17 protein-coding genes are annotated in these 22,266 nt (G+C 62.9%); 10 read left to right on the forward strand and 7 right to left on the reverse strand.

The window, feature by feature from the left end:
- Positions 1-121 precede the first annotated feature (121 nt).
- From BLS41_RS29155 to BLS41_RS29165, 3 genes are read left to right on the forward strand one after another with little or no spacing between them, the layout of a single operon-like run.
- A complete protein-coding gene (locus tag BLS41_RS29155) occupies positions 122-1,408 on the forward strand; it encodes an MFS transporter (protein WP_074770945.1) in 1,287 nt (428 codons plus the stop codon).
- 39 nt (positions 1,409-1,447) lie between these two features.
- A complete protein-coding gene (locus tag BLS41_RS29160) occupies positions 1,448-2,197 on the forward strand; it encodes a 2-keto-4-pentenoate hydratase (protein WP_074770946.1) in 750 nt (249 codons plus the stop codon).
- Between the two features lie 46 nt (positions 2,198-2,243).
- The gene (locus BLS41_RS29165; RefSeq protein ID WP_074770947.1) at positions 2,244-5,264 is read left to right on the forward strand and encodes an FAD-binding and (Fe-S)-binding domain-containing protein; all 3,021 of its coding nucleotides are present in this window, start codon (positions 2,244-2,246) and stop codon (positions 5,262-5,264) included.
- Between the two features lie 6 nt (positions 5,265-5,270).
- On the opposite strand, the gene BLS41_RS29170 is transcribed toward BLS41_RS29165, so the two are convergent.
- Complete coding sequence (locus tag BLS41_RS29170; protein ID WP_083380107.1) at positions 5,271-6,164, reverse strand: AraC family transcriptional regulator; 894 nt, start codon at positions 6,162-6,164, stop codon at positions 5,271-5,273.
- Between the two features lie 185 nt (positions 6,165-6,349).
- On the opposite strand from BLS41_RS29170, the gene BLS41_RS29175 reads away from it, so the two are divergent.
- The 7 genes from BLS41_RS29175 to BLS41_RS29205 all read left to right on the forward strand — a co-directional run bounded on the left by BLS41_RS29175 (position 6,350) and on the right by BLS41_RS29205 (position 14,219).
- Positions 6,350-7,252, forward strand: a complete 903-nt coding sequence (locus BLS41_RS29175; protein WP_074770949.1) for a DMT family transporter — start codon at positions 6,350-6,352, stop codon at positions 7,250-7,252.
- A 597-nt stretch (positions 7,253-7,849) separates the two neighbouring features.
- Positions 7,850-8,566 carry an ABC transporter permease gene (locus tag BLS41_RS29180; RefSeq protein ID WP_074770950.1) on the forward strand — a complete coding sequence of 239 codons (717 nt, stop codon included), beginning with the start codon at positions 7,850-7,852 and terminating at the stop codon, positions 8,564-8,566.
- Positions 8,567-8,607: 41 nt separating this feature from the next.
- Complete coding sequence (locus tag BLS41_RS29185; protein ID WP_253189826.1) at positions 8,608-9,459, forward strand: glycine betaine ABC transporter substrate-binding protein; 852 nt, start codon at positions 8,608-8,610, stop codon at positions 9,457-9,459.
- Between the two features lie 14 nt (positions 9,460-9,473).
- The gene (locus BLS41_RS29190; protein WP_074770951.1) at positions 9,474-10,127 is read left to right on the forward strand and encodes an ABC transporter permease; all 654 of its coding nucleotides are present in this window, start codon (positions 9,474-9,476) and stop codon (positions 10,125-10,127) included.
- Positions 10,124-11,311: an osmoprotectant ABC transporter ATP-binding protein OsmV gene (locus BLS41_RS29195; protein ID WP_074770952.1), complete on the forward strand. Its 1,188-nt coding sequence runs from the start codon at positions 10,124-10,126 to the stop codon at positions 11,309-11,311. Before BLS41_RS29190 ends, BLS41_RS29195 begins: the two co-directional genes overlap by 4 nt.
- A 315-nt stretch (positions 11,312-11,626) precedes the next feature.
- A complete protein-coding gene (locus BLS41_RS29200) occupies positions 11,627-13,810 on the forward strand; it encodes an NHL repeat-containing protein (protein WP_074770953.1) in 2,184 nt (727 codons plus the stop codon).
- Positions 13,811-13,961: 151 nt separating this feature from the next.
- Positions 13,962-14,219 carry a hypothetical protein gene (locus tag BLS41_RS29205; protein WP_074770954.1) on the forward strand — a complete coding sequence of 86 codons (258 nt, stop codon included), beginning with the start codon at positions 13,962-13,964 and terminating at the stop codon, positions 14,217-14,219.
- A 50-nt stretch (positions 14,220-14,269) separates the two neighbouring features.
- Here BLS41_RS29205 and BLS41_RS29210 read toward each other — a convergent pair whose 3' ends face one another.
- The 6 genes from BLS41_RS29210 to BLS41_RS29235 form a co-directional block, all read right to left on the reverse strand.
- Positions 14,270-15,493, reverse strand: coding sequence for a winged helix-turn-helix domain-containing protein (locus tag BLS41_RS29210; RefSeq protein WP_074770955.1), 1,224 nt, complete (start codon positions 15,491-15,493; stop codon positions 14,270-14,272).
- Between the two features lie 283 nt (positions 15,494-15,776).
- A complete protein-coding gene (locus BLS41_RS29215) occupies positions 15,777-16,055 on the reverse strand; it encodes a hypothetical protein (RefSeq protein ID WP_074770956.1) in 279 nt (92 codons plus the stop codon).
- Positions 16,056-16,230: 175 nt separating this feature from the next.
- The gene (locus BLS41_RS29220) at positions 16,231-17,961 is read right to left on the reverse strand and encodes an FAD-dependent oxidoreductase (RefSeq protein WP_074770957.1); all 1,731 of its coding nucleotides are present in this window, start codon (positions 17,959-17,961) and stop codon (positions 16,231-16,233) included.
- A gap of 90 nt (positions 17,962-18,051) precedes the next feature.
- Positions 18,052-19,044 (reverse strand): DedA family protein/thiosulfate sulfurtransferase GlpE, encoded by a 993-nt coding sequence (locus BLS41_RS29225; protein ID WP_074770958.1) that lies wholly within the window; start codon positions 19,042-19,044, stop codon positions 18,052-18,054.
- A gap of 407 nt (positions 19,045-19,451) precedes the next feature.
- Positions 19,452-19,703, reverse strand: coding sequence for a hypothetical protein (locus tag BLS41_RS29230; RefSeq protein WP_074770959.1), 252 nt, complete (start codon positions 19,701-19,703; stop codon positions 19,452-19,454).
- Between the two features lie 627 nt (positions 19,704-20,330).
- Positions 20,331-22,043: a methyl-accepting chemotaxis protein gene (locus BLS41_RS29235; protein ID WP_253189787.1), complete on the reverse strand. Its 1,713-nt coding sequence runs from the start codon at positions 22,041-22,043 to the stop codon at positions 20,331-20,333.
- Positions 22,044-22,266: the final 223 nt, after the last annotated feature.

Below are 22,266 nucleotides of genomic sequence, written 5' to 3' on the forward strand. Positions count from 1 at the left end.
CGCGCGAAGAACGCGGCCCGAACAACATGCAATGCGTCCGCAAACAGCGTGTGCCGCTGACGGGCGAGGACGTCGCACGCCACCTCCGGCGCGCCGTCGCCACATGCAATGGAGAGAGACGATGAAGCGGTTTCGTTTGACCAGTGCGACCAGTATCGTTCTAGTGATGCTCTGCATCATGTACTTCATCACCTACCTCGACCGCGTCAACGTCAGCACGGCGGCGGCTGGGTTCGGCAAGGAATTCCAGCTTTCGCATACGCAGATCGGCCTCGTGTTTTCGGCCTTCGCGTATCCGTATCTGATCTTTCAGGTGATGGGCGGCTGGGTCAGCGACCGCTTCGGCGCGCGGCGCACGCTGTTGCTGTGCGGCGCGATCTGGGGTGTCGCCACCTTGCTGACGGGATTTGCTGGCGGATTGACGTCGCTGCTGGCTGCGCGTCTGTTGCTCGGTTTCGGCGAAGGCGCGACGTTTCCCGCCGCGACGGCTGCGATGGCGCGCTGGGTCGCAAAAGAAAAGCGCGGCTTCGCGCAGGGCATCACGCATGCAGCGTCGCGTGTGGGCAATGCAATCGCGCCCGCCGTCATCGTGCTGGTGATGGCGAACTGGGGCTGGCGCGAATCGTTCTATATCTGCGGCGTGCTGAGTCTCGTGTGGGTCGCGGTGTGGGCGCTGACGTTCACCGAGCATCCGAAAGATCACCCGCGTATCACCGCCGAAGAACTCGCGGTGCTGCCCACGCCGAAGCCCAAAGTCACCGGCGTGCCTTGGGGCAAGCTGTTTCGCCGGATGGCGCCGGTCACGATCGTGTACTTCTGTTATGGCTGGACGCTGTGGCTGTTCCTGAGCTGGATTCCGCAGTACTTCCTGCATCGTCATCATCTGCAATTGCAGAAGTCGGCGATCTTCGCTTCGGTCGTGTTCTTCGCCGGGGTGATCGGCGACACGCTCGGCGGCATCGTCACCGACTGGATTTTCAAGCGCACCGGCAGCCTCAAACGCGCACGTAGCTGGATGGTGTCGATCTGCATGCTGTTCTGTCTGCTCTCGCTGATTCCGCTGATGTTCACGCACAACCTTTATCTGTCGATGGCGTGTCTCGCGTCGGGCTTCTTCTTCGCCGAAATGACGATTGGTCCGATGTGGGCGATTCCGATGGACATCGCGCCGGAATTCTCGGGCACCGCGAGCGGCATGATGAACACCGGCTCGGCGCTCGCCGCGATCATCTCGCCGGTCGTGGGCGGCTTTCTGATCGACTACTTCAACAACTGGGAGTTGCCGTTTGTCGGCAGCATGCTGCTGATGGGCGTCGGTGTCGTGCTCGCGTTTCGCATGCAGCCAGAAAGCAAATTCGCGCTCGATCCGGCGGATAACGCCCACGTCACGACCAGTTTGCGCGCGTGAGCAGCAACGCACAGCCTTTCAATCAACGTTCCTGAATACATGACTCAATCACTCAGCCAGCGGCTTGCCGACGCACGCCGCGACCGCGTCACGCTCGACGCGCTTTCGCCCGATCAACCCCCCGCCGACGCCAGTGCCGCGTACGCGATCCAGCACGAGATCCTGAGCCTCAACGGCGCGGGAATCGGCGGCTGGAAGATTGGCGCGAAAAGCGCTGACGGTCCCATTCAGGGCGCACCGTTGCCCGACGTGGACCTGCATCCCGACGGCGCGCGTCTGCCGCGCGAGGGCTTCGCGCCGCTCGGGCTCGAACTGGAAATCGCGTTCCGCTTCAACCGCAGATTCGAGCCGTCGACCACGCCTTATGGCGAAGACGAAGTGAAGGCGGCCATCGGCTGGATCGGCGCGACCATCGAGGTCGTCGCCAGCTGCTATGCCGCGTGGCCCGATGTCGACAAGCTCGCGCAACTCGCGGACTTGCAGAATCACGGCGCGTTGATCGTCGGCGAATTCACGCCGTATCGCGAGGATTTTCCGTTCGTCGCGCCGTCGTTGCGTTTCAATTTCGACGGACACGACGTGGTCGAATCCACGCCCGCGAATCCGGCCGGCGACCCGCGCCGCTTGCTGACGTGGCTCGTCAATCACGCGACATCGCGCGGCATTGCGGTGACGCCGGAGACGATCGTCACCGCCGGCTCCTACACCGGCATGTTCTTCCCGCGCCACGCGGGCACCGCCAGCGGACGCATCGAAGGACTCGCGCCGGTGAGCGTCACGCTGTACTAGCTGCGCGCTGCCTGACGCCACGCAGCCTTTTCCAAAGGGCGACGATATGACGAACCCCACCTCCGCTTTACTCGTCAAGCCGATCCATCTGGTCCCTTCCAGTGCGCGTCTGACGAGTCCGCTCGCGCAGCACCTGCGCAAATCGCTGCGCGGCGACGTGCTGTTCGACGCGGCCAGTCGCGGCCGCTATTCGACCGATGCGTCGATCTATCAGATCACGCCGGTCGGCATCGTGGTGCCGCGCGATCAGGACGATCTGCGCGTCGCGCTGGAGATCGCTCGCAGCGAAAAGGTGCCGCTGCTCGCGCGCGGCGCGGGGACGAGCCAGTGCGGTCAGACCGTCGGCGAAGCGCTGGTGATCGACACGAGCAAATGGCTGAACAACGTCGTCGCTTTCGACGCCGACGCGGGCACCGTGACGGTCGAGCCGGGCGTCGTGCTGGATCATCTGAATGCGTGGCTGAAGCCGCACGGGCTGTGGTTTCCGGTGGATGTATCGACGGCGGCGCAGTGCACGATCGGCGGCATGGCCGGCAATAACTCGTGCGGTTCGCGTTCGATCGAATACGGCAACATGGTGCACAACGTCGACGCGATCGATGCAATTCTCGCCGACGGCAGCGAAGCGCATTTCGCGTCGTTGCGCGACGCGCCGCAAGGCGAGCGCTTGCAGCAGATACTCGCGGGCGTCGCGCAAATCGCGCAGCGTGAGCGCGACGAAATCATCGAGCGCGTGCCGAAGGTTTTGCGCCGCGTGGCGGGCTACAACATCGACCTGTTCGAGTGCCAGAATCCGCGCGCTTATACCGACGACGGCCACGCGAATCTCGCGCATCTGCTGGTCGGCTCGGAAGGGACGCTTGCGTTCAGCCGTCAACTGACGCTGAAGCTCGCGCCGCTGCCCGCGCATAAAACGCTGGGCGTGGTCAACTTTCCGACCTTCCGGCAGTCGATGGCGTTGACCCAGCACATCGTCAAACTGAAGCCGGTGGCGGTGGAACTGGTCGATCGCACGATGATCGATCTCGCGATGAGCAACCCTGCGTTTCGTCCGGTAATCGGAAAGGCGCTGGTCGGCGAGCCGCAAGCGATTCTGCTGGTCGAATTCGCGGGCGAGAACCGCGATGCGCAGCTTGCGTCGCTCAAACAACTGACGGAATTGATGGCCGATCTCGGCCTGCCCGATTCGGTCGTCGAAATGCCGGACGCGGGCGAACAGAAGGCGTTGTGGGAGGTCCGCAAAGCCGGGCTGAACATCATGATGAGCATGAAGGGCGACGGCAAGCCGGTGTCCTTCATCGAGGATTGCGCGGTCCCGCTCGAGCATCTCGCCGATTACACGAGCCGCCTGACCGAGGTGTTCCATCGGCACGGCACCGAGGGCACGTGGTACGCGCATGCAAGCGTCGGCACGCTGCACGTACGGCCGATTCTCGACATGCGCCGCGACGGCGCGATCAAAATGCGCGCTATCGCCGACGAAGCCGCGGCACTCGTGCGCGAATACAAAGGCGCGTATTCGGGCGAACATGGCGACGGCCTGTGCCGCGGCGAATGGGTCGCGTGGCAATACGGACCCAGGCTGAACCAGGCGTTCAGCGAGATCAAGGCGCTGTTCGATCCGGATAACCGCTTCAATCCCGACAAGATCGTGCGTCCGCCGAAAATGGACGATGCGCGCAATTTCCGTTTTCCGCCGGGCTATCAGGAACGCCGGATTGAAACGGCGCTCGACTGGTCGGCGTGGAATGTGGAACGCGATCCGCTGACTGGCGCAGAGACTCAGCCGGGGAGCGGTAACGATCTGTCCGGCGGTCTCGCGAAGGCCGTCGAGATGTGCAATAACAACGGCCATTGCCGCAAGTTCGATGCAGGCACGATGTGCCCGAGTTATCGCGTGACGAAGGACGAACAGCACGTCACGCGTGGGCGCGCGAACACGTTGCGTCTCGCGATTTCGGGTCAACTCGGCGAAGCAGGACTCGCCAGCGACGACGTGAAAGACACGCTCGATCTCTGCGTATCGTGCAAGGGCTGCAAGCGCGATTGCCCGACCGGCGTCGACATGGCGAAGTTCAAGATCGAAGCGCGGGCGGCGCGTGTGAAGGTGCAGGGTTTGAGTCTGCGGGACAGGCTGGTCGCGTTCATGCCTCGTTATGCCGGTACCGCGAGCCGTGTGCCCGCGCTGATGGCGCTGGCGGACAACGTGCCGGTGTTGTCGGCGTGGTTCAAGCGTTCGGTAGGTTTCGCGCCTGAGCGGAGTTTGCCGCGCTTTACCAAGTCGTTTTTGTCGAACGCGGCGAAGCTAAAGAATCCGCGGGATGGCGCTTTAAAAGAAGTGCTGCTGTTCGTCGATACGTTCAACAATCACATGGAACCCGATAACGCGCGCGCCGCGCAGCAGGTGCTCGAAGCCGCCGGATACACGGTGCATTTCAACATGCGCCAGGGCGAGCGTCCGGTGTGCTGCGGGCGCACGTTCCTCGCGGCCGGTCTGGTCGATCAGGCGAAGCAGGAAGCGCGGCGCATGCTCGATCTGTTCAGGCCGTACGTGGAGCGTGGCGTGCCGGTTGTCGGTCTGGAACCGTCGTGCCTGCTGTCGTTGCGCGACGAGTTTCTGCATTACGGTTTCGGCGACGAAGCGCAGCGGCTTTCGCAGCACGCGTTTCTGTTCGAAGAGTTTCTGGTGCGCGAGGAAAAGGCGGGACGTATGAAGCTCGCGCTGAAGCCGCTGAGCAAGAAGCAGGCGCTCGTTCATGGCCACTGTCATCAGAAAGCGTTCGACGCGTTTACGCCTGTCCAGACCGTGCTGAAATGGATTCCTGAGTTGAAGGTGTCGACGGTGGAGTCGTCGTGCTGCGGAATGGCCGGCAGTTTCGGTTACGAAGCCGAGCATTACGCGACTTCGCGTGCCATGGCCGAGTTGTCGCTACTGCCCGCCGTGCGCAAGATGGACGGCGACATGCTGATGGTTGCCGACGGCACGAGTTGCCGCCATCAGATTCACGACGGCGCGGGTGTCGAAGCGATTCACGTCGCGCGCGTGCTGGCGATGGCGCTGCAATAACGGCGCTTAAACGCCGAGAATCTGCCGGTAAGCATTCGGCGCGACGCCGACATTCTCGCGAAAGCGATGGCTGAAGTGGCTGGCGTTCGCATAGCCGCATTGCTCGGCGACCTGCGCGAGCGGCATCGACGTGGTGCGCAACAACGTGCGAGCGCGTTCGATCCGCTGTTGCGCGATCCACGCGGCAGGCGGCAATCCGAACGACGCGTGGAACATCCGCGCGAGATGAAACTCCGACAGCGACGCGACGCCGGCAAGCTCGCCGAGCGTGAGCGTTTGCGACAGATGGCTGTCGATATAGTCCCGCAGACGCCGCCGCGTCGCGACCGACAAGCCGCCCTTGAACGACGTGTCGGTGCGACGCACGCCTTGCGCGCGCAGCAGCAGACTCAGCACGTCGTGCGCGGTTTCGTTGGTGCGCAGCAGGCCGTCAGGCGTCTCCCAGTCTTCGTTCACCAATGACTGGCACAAGCTGGCGATACGCGGATCTTCGAAATACGTGCGGTCGGCGAGCGTCAGTTCGCGCGGCTCCTGGTCGAGCTCCTGAACCGCACGCTGCGTGAAGTGCTCGGGCAGAAAGTACAGATGCATGAAGTGCATGTGACCGCGCACCCACCAGCGCGATTCGTGCTCGCCCGGCAGCGCGCACAACCGCGACGGCGCGCCGTAATGGCCCGGCATTTTCTGACGCTCGGTGCGATAGCCGCCATCCAGATAGCACGACAGCGTGTGATGGCCAGGGCGCTCGTAGATGGTTTCAGCTTCCTCGGTATCGCGTGTCCACTGCGCGATGGCGAGCCGGTCGCCGAGCCACGCGAAGCGGTGCAACTGAGCGTCGGCGCTGCCCAGCGTGTGACAGACCGACTGAAGGCCGAACGGCGTTTCGGTAGGGTTCAACATCGCGGGGACGGGCGGAGTGGCGTTCACGGAAAACGGGGAAGCAACGTTGGGTGGCTCGAATATCGCAAGTATACGGGGTGCCTGAAGACCCCGCTCGTCACGGCGAAAAAGTGCGCAATCCTGGACAAGTGCGGCGGCGCGCGTTGTCGCATAGTCGGACTCCCGTATTCGCTTGCAGGCTTGCCATGAATCTCGCGCTTTATGCCGTCACCGTTCTGATCTGGGGCACCACCTGGCTCGCGATCAAATGGCAACTCGGCTCCGTGCCGCCGCCGGTGTCGATTGCGTGGCGCTTCTGGATTGCGGCGCTGGTGCTGTTCGCGCTGCTGCGCATCATGCGCCGGCCGATCTGGCCGCCGCGAGCCGCCTGGCGATATCTGGCCGCGCAAGGTTTCACGCTGTTCTGCCTGAACTTCCTGTGCTTTTACTACGCCGAACAGACCGTACCGAGCGGCCTGGTGGCCGTAGTGTTTTCCATCGCGCCGCTGTTGAATTCGATCAACGGACGGATCTTCATGGGCCGTCCATTGCAGCCGACGGCGATCGCTGGCGCCATGCTCGGCCTCGTCGGCATCCTGTGTCTGTTCGTTCAGCAGATGGCAGGGCACCTCGGCGATCGCGCGGAATTGATCGGCCTTGGCATCGCGTTTCTCGGCACCCTGTGCTTCTCGACCGGCAGCCTGCTGTCGAGCCGCATGCAATCGATGGGCTTGCATCCGTTCGCAACCAACAGCTGGGCGATGCTGATCGGCGCGAGCATCCTGACGGTGGGCAGCGCGCTCGGCGGCCTGTCGTTCGCGGTGGAGCCTTCCGCGCGGTATCTCGGCGCACTCGCTTACCTCGCGATCTTCGGCTCGGTGATCGGTTTTACCGCGTACCTGATGCTGGTCGGACGCATGGGACCGGAGCGCGCCGCTTACTGCACGGTGCTGTTTCCGATTGTGGCGCTGGCGGCATCGACGGTATTCGAGGGGTATCGCTGGTCCGCGCTGGCAGTAGTCGGCTTGCTGCTGGTGGTGGCCGGCAACCTGGTCGCGTTCGATTTGACCAAACGTATTTTCGTGCGGCGTTCGCCTGCACGCTCCTGATCGATCGCACGCGCGCGACGCGTGTGCGATCTTCGCAACTCACTCCCGAGGCCACGCAAGGTGAGCCTTTTCGGGAGACGCGACAGCGCTTGAAAAAATTACCGGCGAGCTTTGACGGAAGGCGGGCACTTTTGCTGCGCCTGCCCAAACTCGCCGCGGATTTTTGACGTGGGTAGACGAAATTACCTCACGGTCTTATACTGCCCCTCGTCCTAACCGCGAAATCGCAGCTAAATAAGCTAAGTTAGAAGGGGTTGGATGCAAACTGCGCGCATATTGTCGCCAGTTTGAATTCGCTTCAATGCCGGCCAAAACCGGTTTCCCAATGGCCGTTCGACGGCCGCCGGACGCGTGCGCTAGCGCCGTTGTCCACCTTCTCGATGGATCTGGCACCGGTTTTGCTAACTGGTAAGCCACCGAGGGGCAAAAGCACCGCATCGCTCAATCCCCTCGCGCCGGGCAGAAAACACACCCCGGCATCACTCGGTTCACCTCGCGGCACCTGCCGCGTCTCGAACTTCCCATTCGCAGCGTCGTCACGACGCCTGTGCGGCGCGGCCGTTTTCGCGCGTCGCTCGAACCAGGAGGCGCCTCTTCATGATTCAACGTCCTGCCAGACTAATCGGCAGTCTTGTAGCCATCGGCATCGTCATCGCATTGCTGTGCCGTGCGATCGACCCCAGCGCCTTGCATCAGTACGCGCCCGATCTGGTCTACTACACGAAACGGCATCTGCTGCTGGTCGGCTATTCGATGGCGGCCGCGCTGCTCGTCGGCATTCCTGCGGGAGTTCTGCTGAGCCGCCCGTCGTTCGCGCGTCACGCCGAGCGGTTCATGCAGATCTTCAACATCGGCAATACGATTCCTTCGCTCGCCGTTCTCGCGATTGCGCTCGGTATCTTCGGTATCGGCGATATTCCGGCGTTGGTCGCTCTATTCCTCGCTTCGCTGCTGCCCATCACGCGTAATGCGTACGAGGGCATGAAAAACGTCTCGCCCGCGCTGCGTGAAGCGGCGCGCGGTCTCGGCATGACCGGCTGGCAGTCGTTGGTGCGCGTCGAGTTGCCGAATGCTATGCCGATCATCATCGGCGGCGTGCGCACCGCGCTCGCGATCAACGTGGGCAGTGCGCCGCTCGCGTATCTGATCGGCGCGGACAGTCTCGGCACGCTGATCTTCCCCGGTATTTATCTGAACAATCAGCAGCAACTGTTGCTCGGCGCGGCGGCGACCGCGATTCTCGCGCTGGTGCTCGACGCCATCGTCTCCAACGGCAGCCGCTACCTGCTCGCACGACGCGGGGTGACGGCATGATGAATCTGCTAAAACGGGTCCGCTGGCTTACAGCAGGCGCGATGCTGCTGACGAGCCTTCATGCAAGTGCGGCCACGCTCGTGCTGGGTGGAAAAAATTTCACCGAGCAGTACGTTCTTACCGAAATCACCGCGCAATACCTGCGTTCGAAGGGCTACACGATCGACGCGCGCACGGGTCTCGGCAGCACGCTGCTACGGAGTGCGCAGGAAAACGGTCAGGTTGATCTGGTGTGGGAATACACCGGCACGGCTGCAATCGTCTACAACAAGATCACCGAGAAGCTCGATCCGAAGACGATGTACGAGCGCGTGAAGGAACTCGACGCGAAACGCGGCCTTGTGTGGCTCGACGCGTCGCCGTTGAACAATACGTACGCGCTCGGCCTGCCGCAGGAAGAAGCGCAAAAAACCGGCATTCGCACGATTTCGCAACTCGCCGCGAAGCTCGCTGCGGAGCCGCATAAGAAGCACGTGTTCGCAATGGATGCGGAGTTCGCGAATCGTCCGGATGGTTTGAAGCCGCTCGAAGCCGCGTACGGCATGCAGTTCAGCCGCGCGGAAACGCGTCAGATGGACCCCGGCCTCGTGTACACCGCGCTGCATAACAACCAGGTGCCGATCGGCCTGATCTACACGACGGACGGCCGCGTGAAGGGCTTCAACATCATGCCGCTCGAAGACGACCGTCACTACTTCCCCGCGTACAACGCGACGCCGGTGGTGCGTAAGGTCACGCTCGACCAGAACCCGCAACTCGCGACGCAGTTGAATGCGCTATCTGCCGCGCTAAACAACGACATCATGCTGGAGATGAACAAGCAGGTCGACGTCGACGGTAAGGCGGTGCATGAAGTCGCGGCGGAATTTTTGCGCACGCACAAGCTGCCCTGAGCGGAGACCTATTTATGACTGTATTCGACTATCTGTCGGCCAACTGGCCTGAACTGCTGCAACTCACCGCGCAACACGTGTGGCTGGTGGGGATTGCGGTGGGATGCGCGATTATCGTCGGCGTTCCGTTGGGGATCCTGATCAATCGCCATGAATGGCTAGCCGCGCCGCTGCTGAGCGTGGCGACCGTGGTGCTGACGCTGCCGTCCATCGCGCTGTTCGGTCTGATGATTCCGGTGTTCTCGCGCTTCGGCCAGGGCATCGGCGCAGTGCCGGCGATCACTGCCGTGTTCCTCTATTCGTTGCTGCCGATCATGCGCAACACCTACCTCGCGCTGCGCAACGTCGACGCCGGCATCAAGGAAGCGGGTATCGGCATCGGCATGACGGTCTGGCAACGGCTACGCCTCGTCGATTTGCCGCTCGCGGTGCCGGTAATTCTCGGCGGCGTGCGCACGGCCGTCGTGATGAACATCGGCGTGATGACGATTGCCGCCGTGATCGGCGCGGGGGGACTCGGCACGCTGATCATCCGCGCAATCGGCCAGAGCAACATGATGAAACTACTGGTGGGCGCCGTGCTCGTGAGTCTGCTCGCGATCGTCGCCGACCTGCTGCTGCAGGCTTTGCAACGCCTGCTGACACCGAAGGGAGTACAAAAGACATGATCGAACTCGACAAACTGACCAAGACATTCACGCAGAAGGACGGCCAGCAGGTAAAGGCAGTTGACTCGGTGAGCCTGACGGTGGGCGAAGGCGAAATCTGCGTATTTCTCGGGCCGTCGGGCTGCGGCAAGACCACCACGCTGAAGATGATCAACCGGTTGATCGAGCCGACGTCGGGCCGTGTGCTGATCGGCGGCGAGGATACGTCGGGCTTGAACGAAATTGAACTGCGCCGCCGTATCGGTTACGTGATTCAGCAGATCGGGCTGTTCCCGAACATGACGATCGAAGAGAACATCACGGTCGTGCCGCGTCTGCTCGGCTGGGACAAGAAGCGCTGCCGCGAACGCGCGACCGAACTGATGTCGATGGTTGCGCTCGATCCTAAGCAGTATCTGAAGCGTTATCCGCGCGAATTGTCGGGCGGGCAGCAGCAGCGTATCGGCGTGATTCGCGCGCTGGCCGCCGATCCGCCGGTGCTGCTGATGGACGAGCCGTTCGGCGCGGTCGATCCGATCAACCGCGAGTCGATCCAGAACGAGTTCTTCCAGATGCAGCGTCAGTTGAACAAGACGGTGATCATGGTGAGCCACGATATCGACGAGGCGATCAAACTCGGCGACCGCGTGGCAGTGTTCCGCCGTGGGCAACTGGTGCAATACGATCACCCGGATACGCTGCTCGCGCATCCGCACGACGAGTTTGTCGGCGCATTTGTCGGTCAGGACAGCACGTTGAAGCGCCTGTTGCTGGTGAAGGCTGGCGACGCTGCCACCCAACCGGAAACCGCGAGCGCCGATATGCCGGTGGCGAAGGCGTTCCAGATGATGGACGACAGCGACAACCGCTACCTGACCATCGTCGACGACAACCGGCAGGCGCTCGGCTACGTGACGCGTCGTGCAGCGCGCGCGGGTCAGGGCGTGTGCGGCGACCATCTCACGCCGTTCAAGGCGACGGTGAGCGCCGACGAGCATCTGCGGATCGTACTGTCGAAGATGTACCAGTTCAACTCGTCGTGGATGCCGGTGCTGGATAGCGACGGCCGTTATGTCGGCGAAGTCACGCAGGATTCGATCGCGGACTATCTGAGTTCGGGTCGCTCGCGACGTCAGACGGGGCAGCCGGCGATCGTGTCGCCTGCGGTTGCTGCTGCTGAAGCTGCAGCCGCCGCGCATTCGTGATGCGCTGACGGCGGTCTGCAGGCCGGCCTTCGCTCCTCACTCTTCGAAGGAGCGAAGGCCGCTAGTCGAGGCGCTCGCCGCAGCCACTCGACAATCATTAAAAAATCCCATTCCGAATATAAATTAATGCCATTGGAATTAATTAAATGGGATATTTTTAATGCTCAATTATTAACCAATAAGTTTACGATTTTTCTATGCGAAGATAGCGCGCCTACTACTGCGTAGGCGTGATGGCTGGCCGCGCCGCCTATCCGTGAAAGCACGTTATTCCGCTGGAATATCGCTGATTCGCACCCGCAAGGAAATACCGTCGTGAAACTTGTCTCCCGCCTGGGCGCGGCTGTGGTTTTATTACACAGTCTTATTCCGCTGAATGCGTCCGCGCAATCGCAACTCAATTACACCACTTCATGGATCGGAAATAGCTTCGGATTCGGCGATGGTAAATGGATGCAGCAGGATATCCAGGCCATCAGCATCGGAGCCGACGGCACGGTTTATACGAATGCGCCCTGGGACGAAAGCGGCAGCGAAATTGCCGCGTACCGCGCGGGCGATAAAGTCGCCGTAGCCGGATCGACCCATGGCTGGGGCGCGGCGGGCGGCGACGCGGTCGCGGTGAACCACACGTACCTGTACGCGGCCATGTCGATCGGCAACGAAAGCAATGCGCTAGTCGGCGCGGATTATCCGGCGGCGAATCTGACGTGGTACGGCATCACGCGGCGCACGCTGGCTAAACTCGCGACGGGCGCGCCGTTCAGCGGCGGCATCGGCAACAGCGCGAACGCGACGAAAAACAGCTTTCTGCCGGTCGAAACAGTGGCAACCGGCAACGACGCCGGCATTCGCGGCCTCGCTGCGACCGACACCGAGCTATACGTGGCCGACACTTACGGCAACCAGATCGTCGTGTTCGACGCCAATTCGATGCAACGCCTGCGCTCATGGCCCGTGACGTCGCCGGGACGTATTGCGGTGGATACCGATTCGACACTCTGGGTGATGAGTGGAGTTTCATCCGGAAACCTAACTATCCTGCACTACGCCGCCAACGGCGCGTTGCTGTCCGGCGCGCTGCCGTTGCCCGCTGGAACTATTCCTACCGATATTTCGGTCACGCCGTCGGGCCAGATTCTGGTCGCCGATAACGGGCCGTTGCAACAGATCCTCGTCTTCACGAAAGACGCGAACGGTCAGCCGCAAGCCGCTCCGTCGATCGGCACACGCAACGGACTTTTCCATGCCGTGCGGGGTGCGCCGGGCAATGTGCGCTTCAACGGCGTGACCGGGGTCGGCGTCGATCCGGCGGGTAATCTGTATGTCGCGCAAAACGGCGAGGGGCCGCGGCCGCTGGGTTCGGCAACGGTCGGGCAGGGCGCGGTGCTGGAGAGCTACGTGTATAGCTCGCATGCTTTTCTCTGGCGTTTGTATGGCCTGACATTCGTCGATAGCGCGGCGTTCGATCCAGCCACGCCCAATTCCGTCTACACCGGTTCGAAGCGTTTCACACTCGATTACACGCAGCCGGTCGGGCACGAGTGGTCGTATGCAGCGTTTACGCTCGACCGTTTCGACTATCCCGGCGACCCCGCGTTTTACGAGCCGCGCGGCGTGCGAGGCGAGCCGATGGTGCGAAGAATCAACGGTCAGCCGTTTCTCTACACGCTCGATTCGGGCGCGCATTATCTGAACGTTTATCGCTTCGATACCGCGCACGGCGAGATGGCGATACCGTCCGGCATGCTCGCGCAGAATCCGCTGCCGGGCACGTTGCCGGTCGGCCAGCCCACCTACGGCGAGTGGCTGTGGCGTGACAGCAATGGCAACGGCGCGGTCGATGCGAGCGAGATCAGCAGCAACCCGTCGACCGGCAGCACGGTCGGCAATGGCTTCTGGTGGGTCGATACGCCCGGCAACGTGTGGCTCGCCACGCCGCTGAGCGGGATCCGCGAAATGCCGTTGCAGGGACTCGATTCCGCCGGCAATCCGATCTACACGTACGCCAGTTCGAAGATGTTCGCGATGCCGCAACCGTTCACGCGGATCGCGCGGATTGTCTACGAAGCGTCGAACGATACGATGTACATCTCGGGCTTCACGGACGCGATTCCGTGGGACGCGACGCACTGGAAGGAAGCCGGTCCCGTGCTCGCACGCTACGCGAACTGGAGCACGGGCACGCCGACCATGGTGTATTCGATCGCGCTGCCGTGGAATACGCAAACCGATCCGCAAACCACCACGGTGGGCGTCGCGCTGGCGGGCAACTACATCTTCGTCGCGGAGTTGTACACCAACAGGGTGGACGTCTACGACTCGCGCTCGGGCCAGCCGGTCGGCTACATGACGCCCGGCGCGAGTGTCGGCGGCACGAGCGGCTGGGTGGACGTTTATCTCGGCATTAGCGCGGTGCAGCGCGACACGGGCGAGTATGTGATCCTGCTGGAAGACGACGCGCGCGCAAAAATCCTGATGTATCGATGGACGCCTTGAGATGGCTCACCGTCACGCTGCATCGACCGGATGCGACCCCATCGCGAATGGACGGCGGCGTGCGATCGGTATATAAACAAAGTGAAAGCATCGCGTTTTCGCCGATGCCGAATCGATGGCCAACCGTGACTAACAGGAGCGATGTTCGATCATGACGCAAGACGTTTCGCCTCAGCCGCCTTCGGGCGACCGGCCCGAACTGGAACAACTCGATGCAGCGCTGAGTCACGTCGATCAGCAGGTCTCGTCCGGCAGCATTGCGTCGGGTGCCGCGAAGGGAATTCTGTATAGCCTGATAGAAACGCTCGGCGCGTTTGTCGGCGATCCCGATCTGCCGGAACATGCGCGTTCGGGTTACGAAGGGCTGCTCGAAGCCGCCCGCGAATTGCGCGCGAAGCTGGATCACTGAAGCAGAGGGTGACAGCGCCGTCTTGCAGGCGGCGCTGTGTTGAATCGAGGTCACGCTTCCACATTGCTATCGGCGATCAACGCGTCGAGCCAATCCGACGGACCCGACGTAATTTCCAGTTGCGGCGTGCCGTGCCAATCGGCGCAACGTTGCAGTGCGCGGCGCAGATCACCGGCAAGTCGCGCGCTCAGCCGTATGCCCGGTTCGATATGCAGCGACTTCAATTCGAAGATGCGCTGCGTCCGGTGCGCCTTCGCATCCACGCGACCCACCAGCTTGCCGCGGCTCAACAGAGGCAGCACGAAGTAACCGTATTTGCGTTTTGCCGCGGGCGTATAGCACTCGATCGCGTAATCGAAATCGAACAGCGCGGCGGCGCGTTTGCGGTCCCACACCACCGGGTCGAATGGCGACAAAACCGTCGTGACCGTCGATGCGAGCTTGCCGTTCGCCGCGTCGTCGATCATCGGTGCGAAGTCGCGATGGACGAACGTGTCCTGCTTCCAGCCTTCCACCTGCACTTGAACCAGTTCGCCCTGATCGGCCAGCGCATGCAGTTCGTCGCGATACGGGCGGCGCGGCAGCCGATAGTAATCGGCGACCCAATCGGCGCGCGCGACACCGAGCGCGCGACAGGTGCGCCGCAGCACTTGCGCGATGACGGCGTCGGCGGGTTGCAGATCGCGCGCGTCGTCCCAATCGGGCAACACGCGCTCCGTCAGATCGTACACGCGATGAAAATTGCGCCGCTCGGCGACCATCAGCTGACCGATGGCGAACAGTACTTCGAGGTGACGCTTCTCCGGCTTCCAGTCCCACCAGCCGTTACTCTTGCCCGCCTCGCGAGCGAAATCCGCCGAACGCACCGGACCGGTCGCCCGAATATGCGCGAGCAGCTTCTCGATGTCCTTGCGATATTTTTTGTGCCATTCGGCCGCGTATTTCCAGCCCATGCCGCTCGGGTCGAGCATCCGGTGACGCAGCAACCCGTAGTCTTCAGTCGGCACGAAACAGGCTTCATGCGACCAGTATTCGAACAGTTTGCCTTCGGCGAGATGCTCGTCGAGCCATTGCTGCGGATACGCGCCGAGCCGGCTGAACAGTACGAGATAAGGGCTACGCGCGACGACGTGAATCGTATCGATCTGCAACTGCGTCATGCGGCGGATCGTGTCGAGCACATCGGCTTTGACGGCCTTGCGGCGCGGCGGCGTCAGCAAACCTTGAGCGGCCAGATGGAGGGTGCGGGCTGCGGGGAGCGGCAGAGTCTTCACGCGAAAGTTTGGGTCCGTGAGTGACTGCGAAGGAGCGGGCGCGTGGCGCCACGCGGGTCGGATCAGCAGTCGCTACTTTAGCGTGAATGCGGCAGAGGGCTCGGGTGCGGACCGAGGGTGGTTGCAGGCTCACCGGTTACGCAACTCACGACAAATCGACCGTGAGCATGCGTAGGTGAAGGCGACCGCGATTGTGACGCCTTCGGCTCAAGTGGTTTGGCTAACCTCGCAAGGGACCGGTGAACCTCTCACGACTGCTTCCTCACCGCCGGTTCACCGAACATCACCACCCACGCCCATGATGCCGTTCCCATTCACGATGCCGCCAATGGTCGTGATGCCAGCCGCGCCGATAGTACCCATAGCCATAAGCAGGCTGCGGCGCATAAACCACGGGCGGCGGAGGCGGCGGTGCATAAACGACGGGCGGCGCGGCATACACGGGCCCCGGCGTGCCGACATACACGCCCACGTTGACCCGCGCGAAAGCGGCGGTCGAGACGCAGGCGGCGGCCAACCCGAAGGCGGCGAATCTGAGCGTGGCGATCCCGCGTTTGATCATGCTTGTCTCCTGTTCCGAAGTCGAAAGAGCTGGCCATTCGCTGTCGAACGGCTGACGTCGATCTTACGAAACGCAAAGACAGGCAGGTGCAACGAGTTGAATGCGTGTGTAACAGCAGGTTAGCTGGCCGGGTCCGGCGCGCGCCGACACGCGCGAGGACCGACGGCAGCTTTACTCAGGCACCGAGCGCGACGGCTTCTCCCGCCGACACCGCCAGCAATTGATGAATCTGCGCGACCACGGCGGCGCCTTCGCCGACCGCCGCCGCCACGCGTTTCGTCGATCCCGCGCGCGCGTCGCCGATCGCGTAAACGCCCTCGACCGTGGTCGCGAGATCGCAGACCGACGCGTTGTCCACGCTCGTGCCGGTCATCACGAAGCCCTTGCTGTCGAGCTGGACGCCGCAGGTGCGCAACCAGTCGGTATTCGGGTCTGCGCCGGTGAACAGGAACAGATGCCGCGTGTCGAAACGCTCGGTGCCGTCGGGTAACGGCTTCTTCAGGCCGACGGCGGCCAGGCCGCTGTCGTCGGCCTCCAGCCGGCCGATTTCCGAATTCGGATGCACGAACACATTCGGCAGCGAGCGGATCCGGTCGATCAGATAGCGCGACATGGTCGCCTCGAAGCCGCTGCGCCGGATCAGTACGTGGACCTTGGCCGCGTGCGTCGCCAGATAGACGATGGCCTGGCCGGCCGAGTTGCCGCCACCGACCAGCACGACTTCCTGTCGCTTGCACAGCTTGGCTTCGACTGGCGACGCCCAGTAGTAGACGCCGCGTCCGTCGAAACGGTCGAGGCCTTCGAGCGCCGGACGCCGGTACACCGCGCCGCTCGCAATCACGATTGCGCGGGCGCTGATATGCCCGCCGCACTTCAGTTCCAGCCGGTGCGGCGACTCCGCGCAGTGCAACGCCTTCACGTGGACCGGAATCGCGACGTGCGCGCCGAACTTCTGCGCCTGCACGAATGCGCGGCCAGCGAGCGCCTGGCCGGAGATGCCGGTCGGAAAGCCGAGATAGTTTTCGATCCGCGAGCTGGCGCCCGCCTGGCCGCCCGGCGCGCGGCTGTCGAGCACGATCACCGACAGACCTTCGGACGCCGCGTACACGGCCGTCGCCAGCCCCGCCGGCCCCGCGCCGACAATCGCGACGTCGTACACGTGCGAGTCGTCGAGATCGGGCAGCAAGCCCAGGCACGTCGCCAGCTCCGGCATGCTCGGATGACGCAGAACCGAGCCGTCCGGGCAGATCACGAGCGGCATGTCTTCCCGTTGCGCGGCGAATTGCTCGATCAGACGCAGCGCATCTTCGTCGCGTTCGTCGATCACCGAATGCGGATGGCCGTTGCGCGACAGGAAGCCTTGCAGCATCACGAGCCGTGCGTCGCTGCTATTGCCGATCAGGATCGGGCCGCCCGCGCCCTTTTCGATCAGCGACACGCGCCGCAGGATCAGCGCGCGCATGATGCGCTCGCCCAGTTCGGCCTCGGCGACCAGCAGCGCGCGCAGTTGGGTCGGCGGAATCAGTAGTGCTTTGACGCCGGTGAGCGCAAGGCCGTTGACCAGCGCGGGCCGTCCCGACAACTGGCCGACTTCGGCGAGAAAATGCCCGGCGCCGTGTTCGCCGATCACCACTTCGCGCCCGATCCCGTCGCGTTGATAAACCTTTACCCGCCCTTCGAGCAGCACGAACATGCCGGGGCCAGTGTGGCCGGTCTCGAACAGCAGGTCGCCTGCGTGCCATTCGCCGGTTTCGCCGAAGCGCCGCAAACGGTCGATTTCCGCGCACGTGAGCGACGGAAACATCTGGTGCATGCGCGTCGAGAGATTCGAAAACGGCGCGTCGGCGACCGGTCCAGATGGTTGTGCTTCAGCTTCTTGAGTCGGAACTTCCTGAGTCGAAAGCATTGAACCGCTCCTTCGGTGTTCATTGATCGATTGAACGGGGGCGAAGCGGCGCGGCGTGCAAGCACGCCGGTGCGGATGCGCTGCTTGCGCTTATACGGCCTTGGGCGCGACGTCGTCGACCGCGACTTCCGGCGGAGGCATGTCGGGTAGCGCCTCAACCGGCTTGCCCGAGTCGCGCCAGGCTTCCATGCCGCCGCGCAGCGGCAGCACATCGGAGAAGCCGGCTTCGTTCAGTTGCTTGGCCATCCATGCCGCGGAAATCTCATTCGGGCAGGAACAGTAAATCACCAGTTTCTGGTCATGCGGATACGTGGCGACGATCTCGTCCAGTTGCCGTTCGTCGGCGAATTTCGAGCCCGGAATCACGAACGGATCGAGCTTGCGCTTTTCCTGCGAACGAATGTCGAACAGCACCGGCGTGTGGCCCGCCTTGACCAGCGTCGCCAGTTCGTCGACCTCGATGCGCGCGGACGCCAGCTTCGCAATCAGTTGACGACGCCGCACCCACCGGTAAGCCGCGTACAACAGCAACAGCGCGACGGCCACCAGCGCGGCGGTGCGGCCGAGGCGTCCCGCGATGGCGAACAGCATGTCGATCTGCTTCGCGAACAACGCGCCGATGATCAGCCCGGTGCCGGACCACAGCGCCGCGCCGATGCTGTCGTAGGTGAGGAAGGTGCGGTATTTCGTACCCATTGCGCCGGCCATCGGAATCGACACGATCGACAGGCCCGGGACGAATTTCGCCACGGCCAGCACCCGCACACCCCAGCGGCCGAAAAAGCGTTCGGTCTTTTTAACGCAGGTGTCACGCGATAACGACAAACGGCAAATGGTTTTCAACGTATTGCCGCCGTATAAACGGCCGGCGAGATACCACGCGCTGTCGCCAATCAGCGTAGCGAATATCGACAGAATCAGAACCGGCAATAATTGCGTGCCCACCGAGCCGGGATGCATGGCGGCCATCGCGCCGAACAGGACGAGCGACGGCATCGCCGGCACCGGCAGCCCGAGCGAGCCCGCCAGCACGTTGGCGAAGATGAGCGCCGGACCATATTGTTCGACGAGATCATGTAGCATCGGCTTACATCCGCAGCCCTTTCGGGCGCAGCGCAGGAAAATAAAGCGAAGGAGAATGCAAGGATTATGGACGCATTTTCAAGACGTGCAAACGGCATGAAAATGTGTCCGAAATTCGGGTATTGAAAGTGCTAAAGCGCGATGCTCACTGCTCATGCCGCCGATTAGCAGCGTAGGCGGAACAAACAGAAAAAGAGTTGAAACCGGTGCGGTGCGTTTAACGTGGAAATGACGTCTGCCGAACCGGGGCTGGGTGCGTTCTATGTGCGGATTTTGTATCTGTATTCGCCGCCTTATCCAGCACTTATCGGACACCTCTTTCGCCGCCCGAGCCTTAGCTGGCACGGCGCAAAACACCACGCGGCATTCGCGCCGATGCGCAAATGCTGCGTGTCTGTTTCATCGAATCACTGACGATGATTGTGCTGTTCGCCCGGCAGCTCGGCACCGTGCGCACGGATTGCCGCGATCAGCTCGGCGGGCGTGATTTCGTAACGCACTTCGCGATGGATGCCTGGCTTGCGCTCATCGATCTCGACCAGAAGAATGCCTTTGCCGTCTTCTGTCGATTCGAGGCGTAGCGAGCGAAGTTCGCGCGCCGTTGCATCGTCGTATTCGGAGAGCAGGGCCATTGACCCGGAGGACCCGGTAGTGCGCATCGATTTGTCCTTGTACCGTTGTTGATCAAACCATTGTACGGGCAGGATGCCGCGCCGTCTGTCGCGCCGCCGTCACGGCCTGCATGTCGCCCAGTTGACTGACTGCCCGCCGGGATGCCGCAGCGCGTTACCTGGCGCGGGCCGCCGGGCAGCGAGGCCCGTGACGTCCGGGCGTGGCAACCAGTTTAACGCGACTCTCCGTCACGACGGCTGCATTTTTCGTGCCCCGTGGCGGTGCAGCCATTAACGGCTGGCTGTCATGTTGCTGACGCACAGGGCGGCTAGATGGCGCGTGAGTTTCAGGCGGCTTCGTCGCATGCGCAATGGATAAGCCGGCTCGTCGGAGTCCGCGTTTCTCGTTGCATCGGCTCCCGTATTACCTCACCTTTCGAGTCGCCAGGCTATTTGTCGACTATTTCGCCAGCATTGAGCGAACAGGCTTTTCCCGGTTTTTCCGGTTGCCAGTCAAACGAACTAATCGCGCAAAAAATAGCCCGTCCGGAATGGGACGGGCCGCTAAACGCCGTTGTTACTCGGGTCAGCCGGCCCTACCACTCGCGGGGCGCTGACGGGTTCCATCCTCACGCGCCAATACTGGGCTGTCGAGGTGGGAGTAATGCCGATCTATCAGATCAATGTGGCTTCTTCGTGCTCGACTTCGTGAACGCTGCGTTGTTCGTCACGGTCCTGGCCGTGACGTGAGAACTCGGGCGCGACGCGACTCACCTTATCGGAGGTGGACGCCGGCCGCTTCACGCTGCCGCCATGTCGCGCGGGTGTCGCTTCGGCGATGGTGAACAGGCGCACCGCTTCATCGAGTACATCGGCCTGCTGGGCGAGGCTTTGCGCCGTCGCTGCCGCCTGCTCGACGAGCGCCGCGTTTTGCTGCGTGGCGCCGTCCAGATGCGAGACCGCCTGGTTGACCTGGCGAATCCCTTCGGCCTGTTCGCTGCTCGCGTTCGCCACCTCGACGATGATCGACGACACGCGCTCCACGGCCTCGTCGATCACACGCATCTGCGAGGTCGTGCGCGCGACCAGTTCGGTGCCCGCGGCGACTTCGCTCGCGCTCGCTTCGACCACCGACTTGATCTCCTTCGACGACGCCGCGCAACGTTGCGCCAGCATCCGCACCTCGCCCGCGACGACCGCAAACGAGCGGCCCGCCTCGCCCGCGCGCGCCGCTTCGACGGCGGCGTTCAGCGCGAGGATGTTGGTCTGGAACGCAATGCCGTCGATTACGCCGGTGATGTCCGCGATGCGCCGCGAGGCTGCCGTGATACCCGCCATGGTCTGCTCGACCTGGCCGGCGATCTTGCCGCCGACCGCCGCCGCCGCTTGCGCGTCGCGCGCCAGATCGAGCGCGCGCACGCTGGCATCGGCGTTGGCCTGGACGGTGGTGGTCAACTGTTCCATCGTCGCGGCGGTTTCTTCGAGCGACGCCGCCTGCAACTCGGTGCGGCGCGCGAGATCGACGTTGCCGCTGGAAATTTCCCGCGCGTTGTCGAGCATGCCGGTGATCTGCGCGCGTACGTCGTAGACGATTGCCGCGAGATTCGCCTTCAACTGATTCATTGCTTGCAGCACGTCGCCGAGATCGTCGTGACGCGCGATGTGCAGATCGGCGGTCAGATCGCCCGCCGCCAGGCGCGTCGCGAAGCCCGACATATCCTGGATTGGCGCAGCGAGCTGGCGCGTCAGCATGCGCCACGACACGAAGCTGATCGCAGCGGTGACGCCGAAGCCGATCCAGAACGGCACGGGCGGCGCGCCTTCCCAACTGATCAGACCGGTGGCAAGCAGCGCCAGTGGCGTCAACGCGTAGCCGGAAGCCGCGCGCGTCGCCACCGGCAGACGCATCAACGCCTGCAGGCGGCCCGCCACGCCGGTGCGCACGACCGCGCCGCGCCGCAGCCTCAGGCCGCGCGCTTCACCGGCCCGCATGCGGGCGTACAAGGCTTCGGCGTCGCGCACGGCTTCGCGGTCCGGCTTGATCCGCACGCTCAGATAACCGACCACGGTGCCTTTCTCGACCACCGGCGTGACGTTCGCGTGAACCCAGTAGTGATCGCCGTTCTTGCGGCGATTCTTGACGAGCGCGGTCCATGGACGTCCATCGCGGATCGTCGTCCACATGTCTTCGAACGCTTCGCGCGGCATGTCGGGATGGCGGATCAGATTGTGCGGCTGGCCGATCAGCTCATCGCGCGTAAAGCCCGAAACGGCGATGAAGGCCGGATTGCAGTACTGGATGCGGCCGGTCAGATCGGTCGCGGAGACAAGCATGTGTGACGAAGGGAATTCGTACTCGTGCCCGGAAACAGGCTGGTTGTTGCGCATGGCTTTCCTTGCTGATGCAGATGCGCGTGAGCGCATGGTGCAAGGCATAACGGCAAATGACCCCGGAATCTTTAGGGCTTCCCAGTAAAACGCTCAGGTTTTGCCTGGACTTTGCCGTTACTGCAGGGTTGCCTCGAGACGATGCTGAAATCCGGATCGCCACGAGCAGGATTGTCTAAGATGGGATAGCAGTCACCGACCCTTATTAACCGCGATCGGCACT

It is taken from the genome of Paraburkholderia fungorum (assembly GCF_900099835.1).
Lineage (GTDB): Bacteria > Pseudomonadota > Gammaproteobacteria > Burkholderiales > Burkholderiaceae > Paraburkholderia > Paraburkholderia fungorum_A.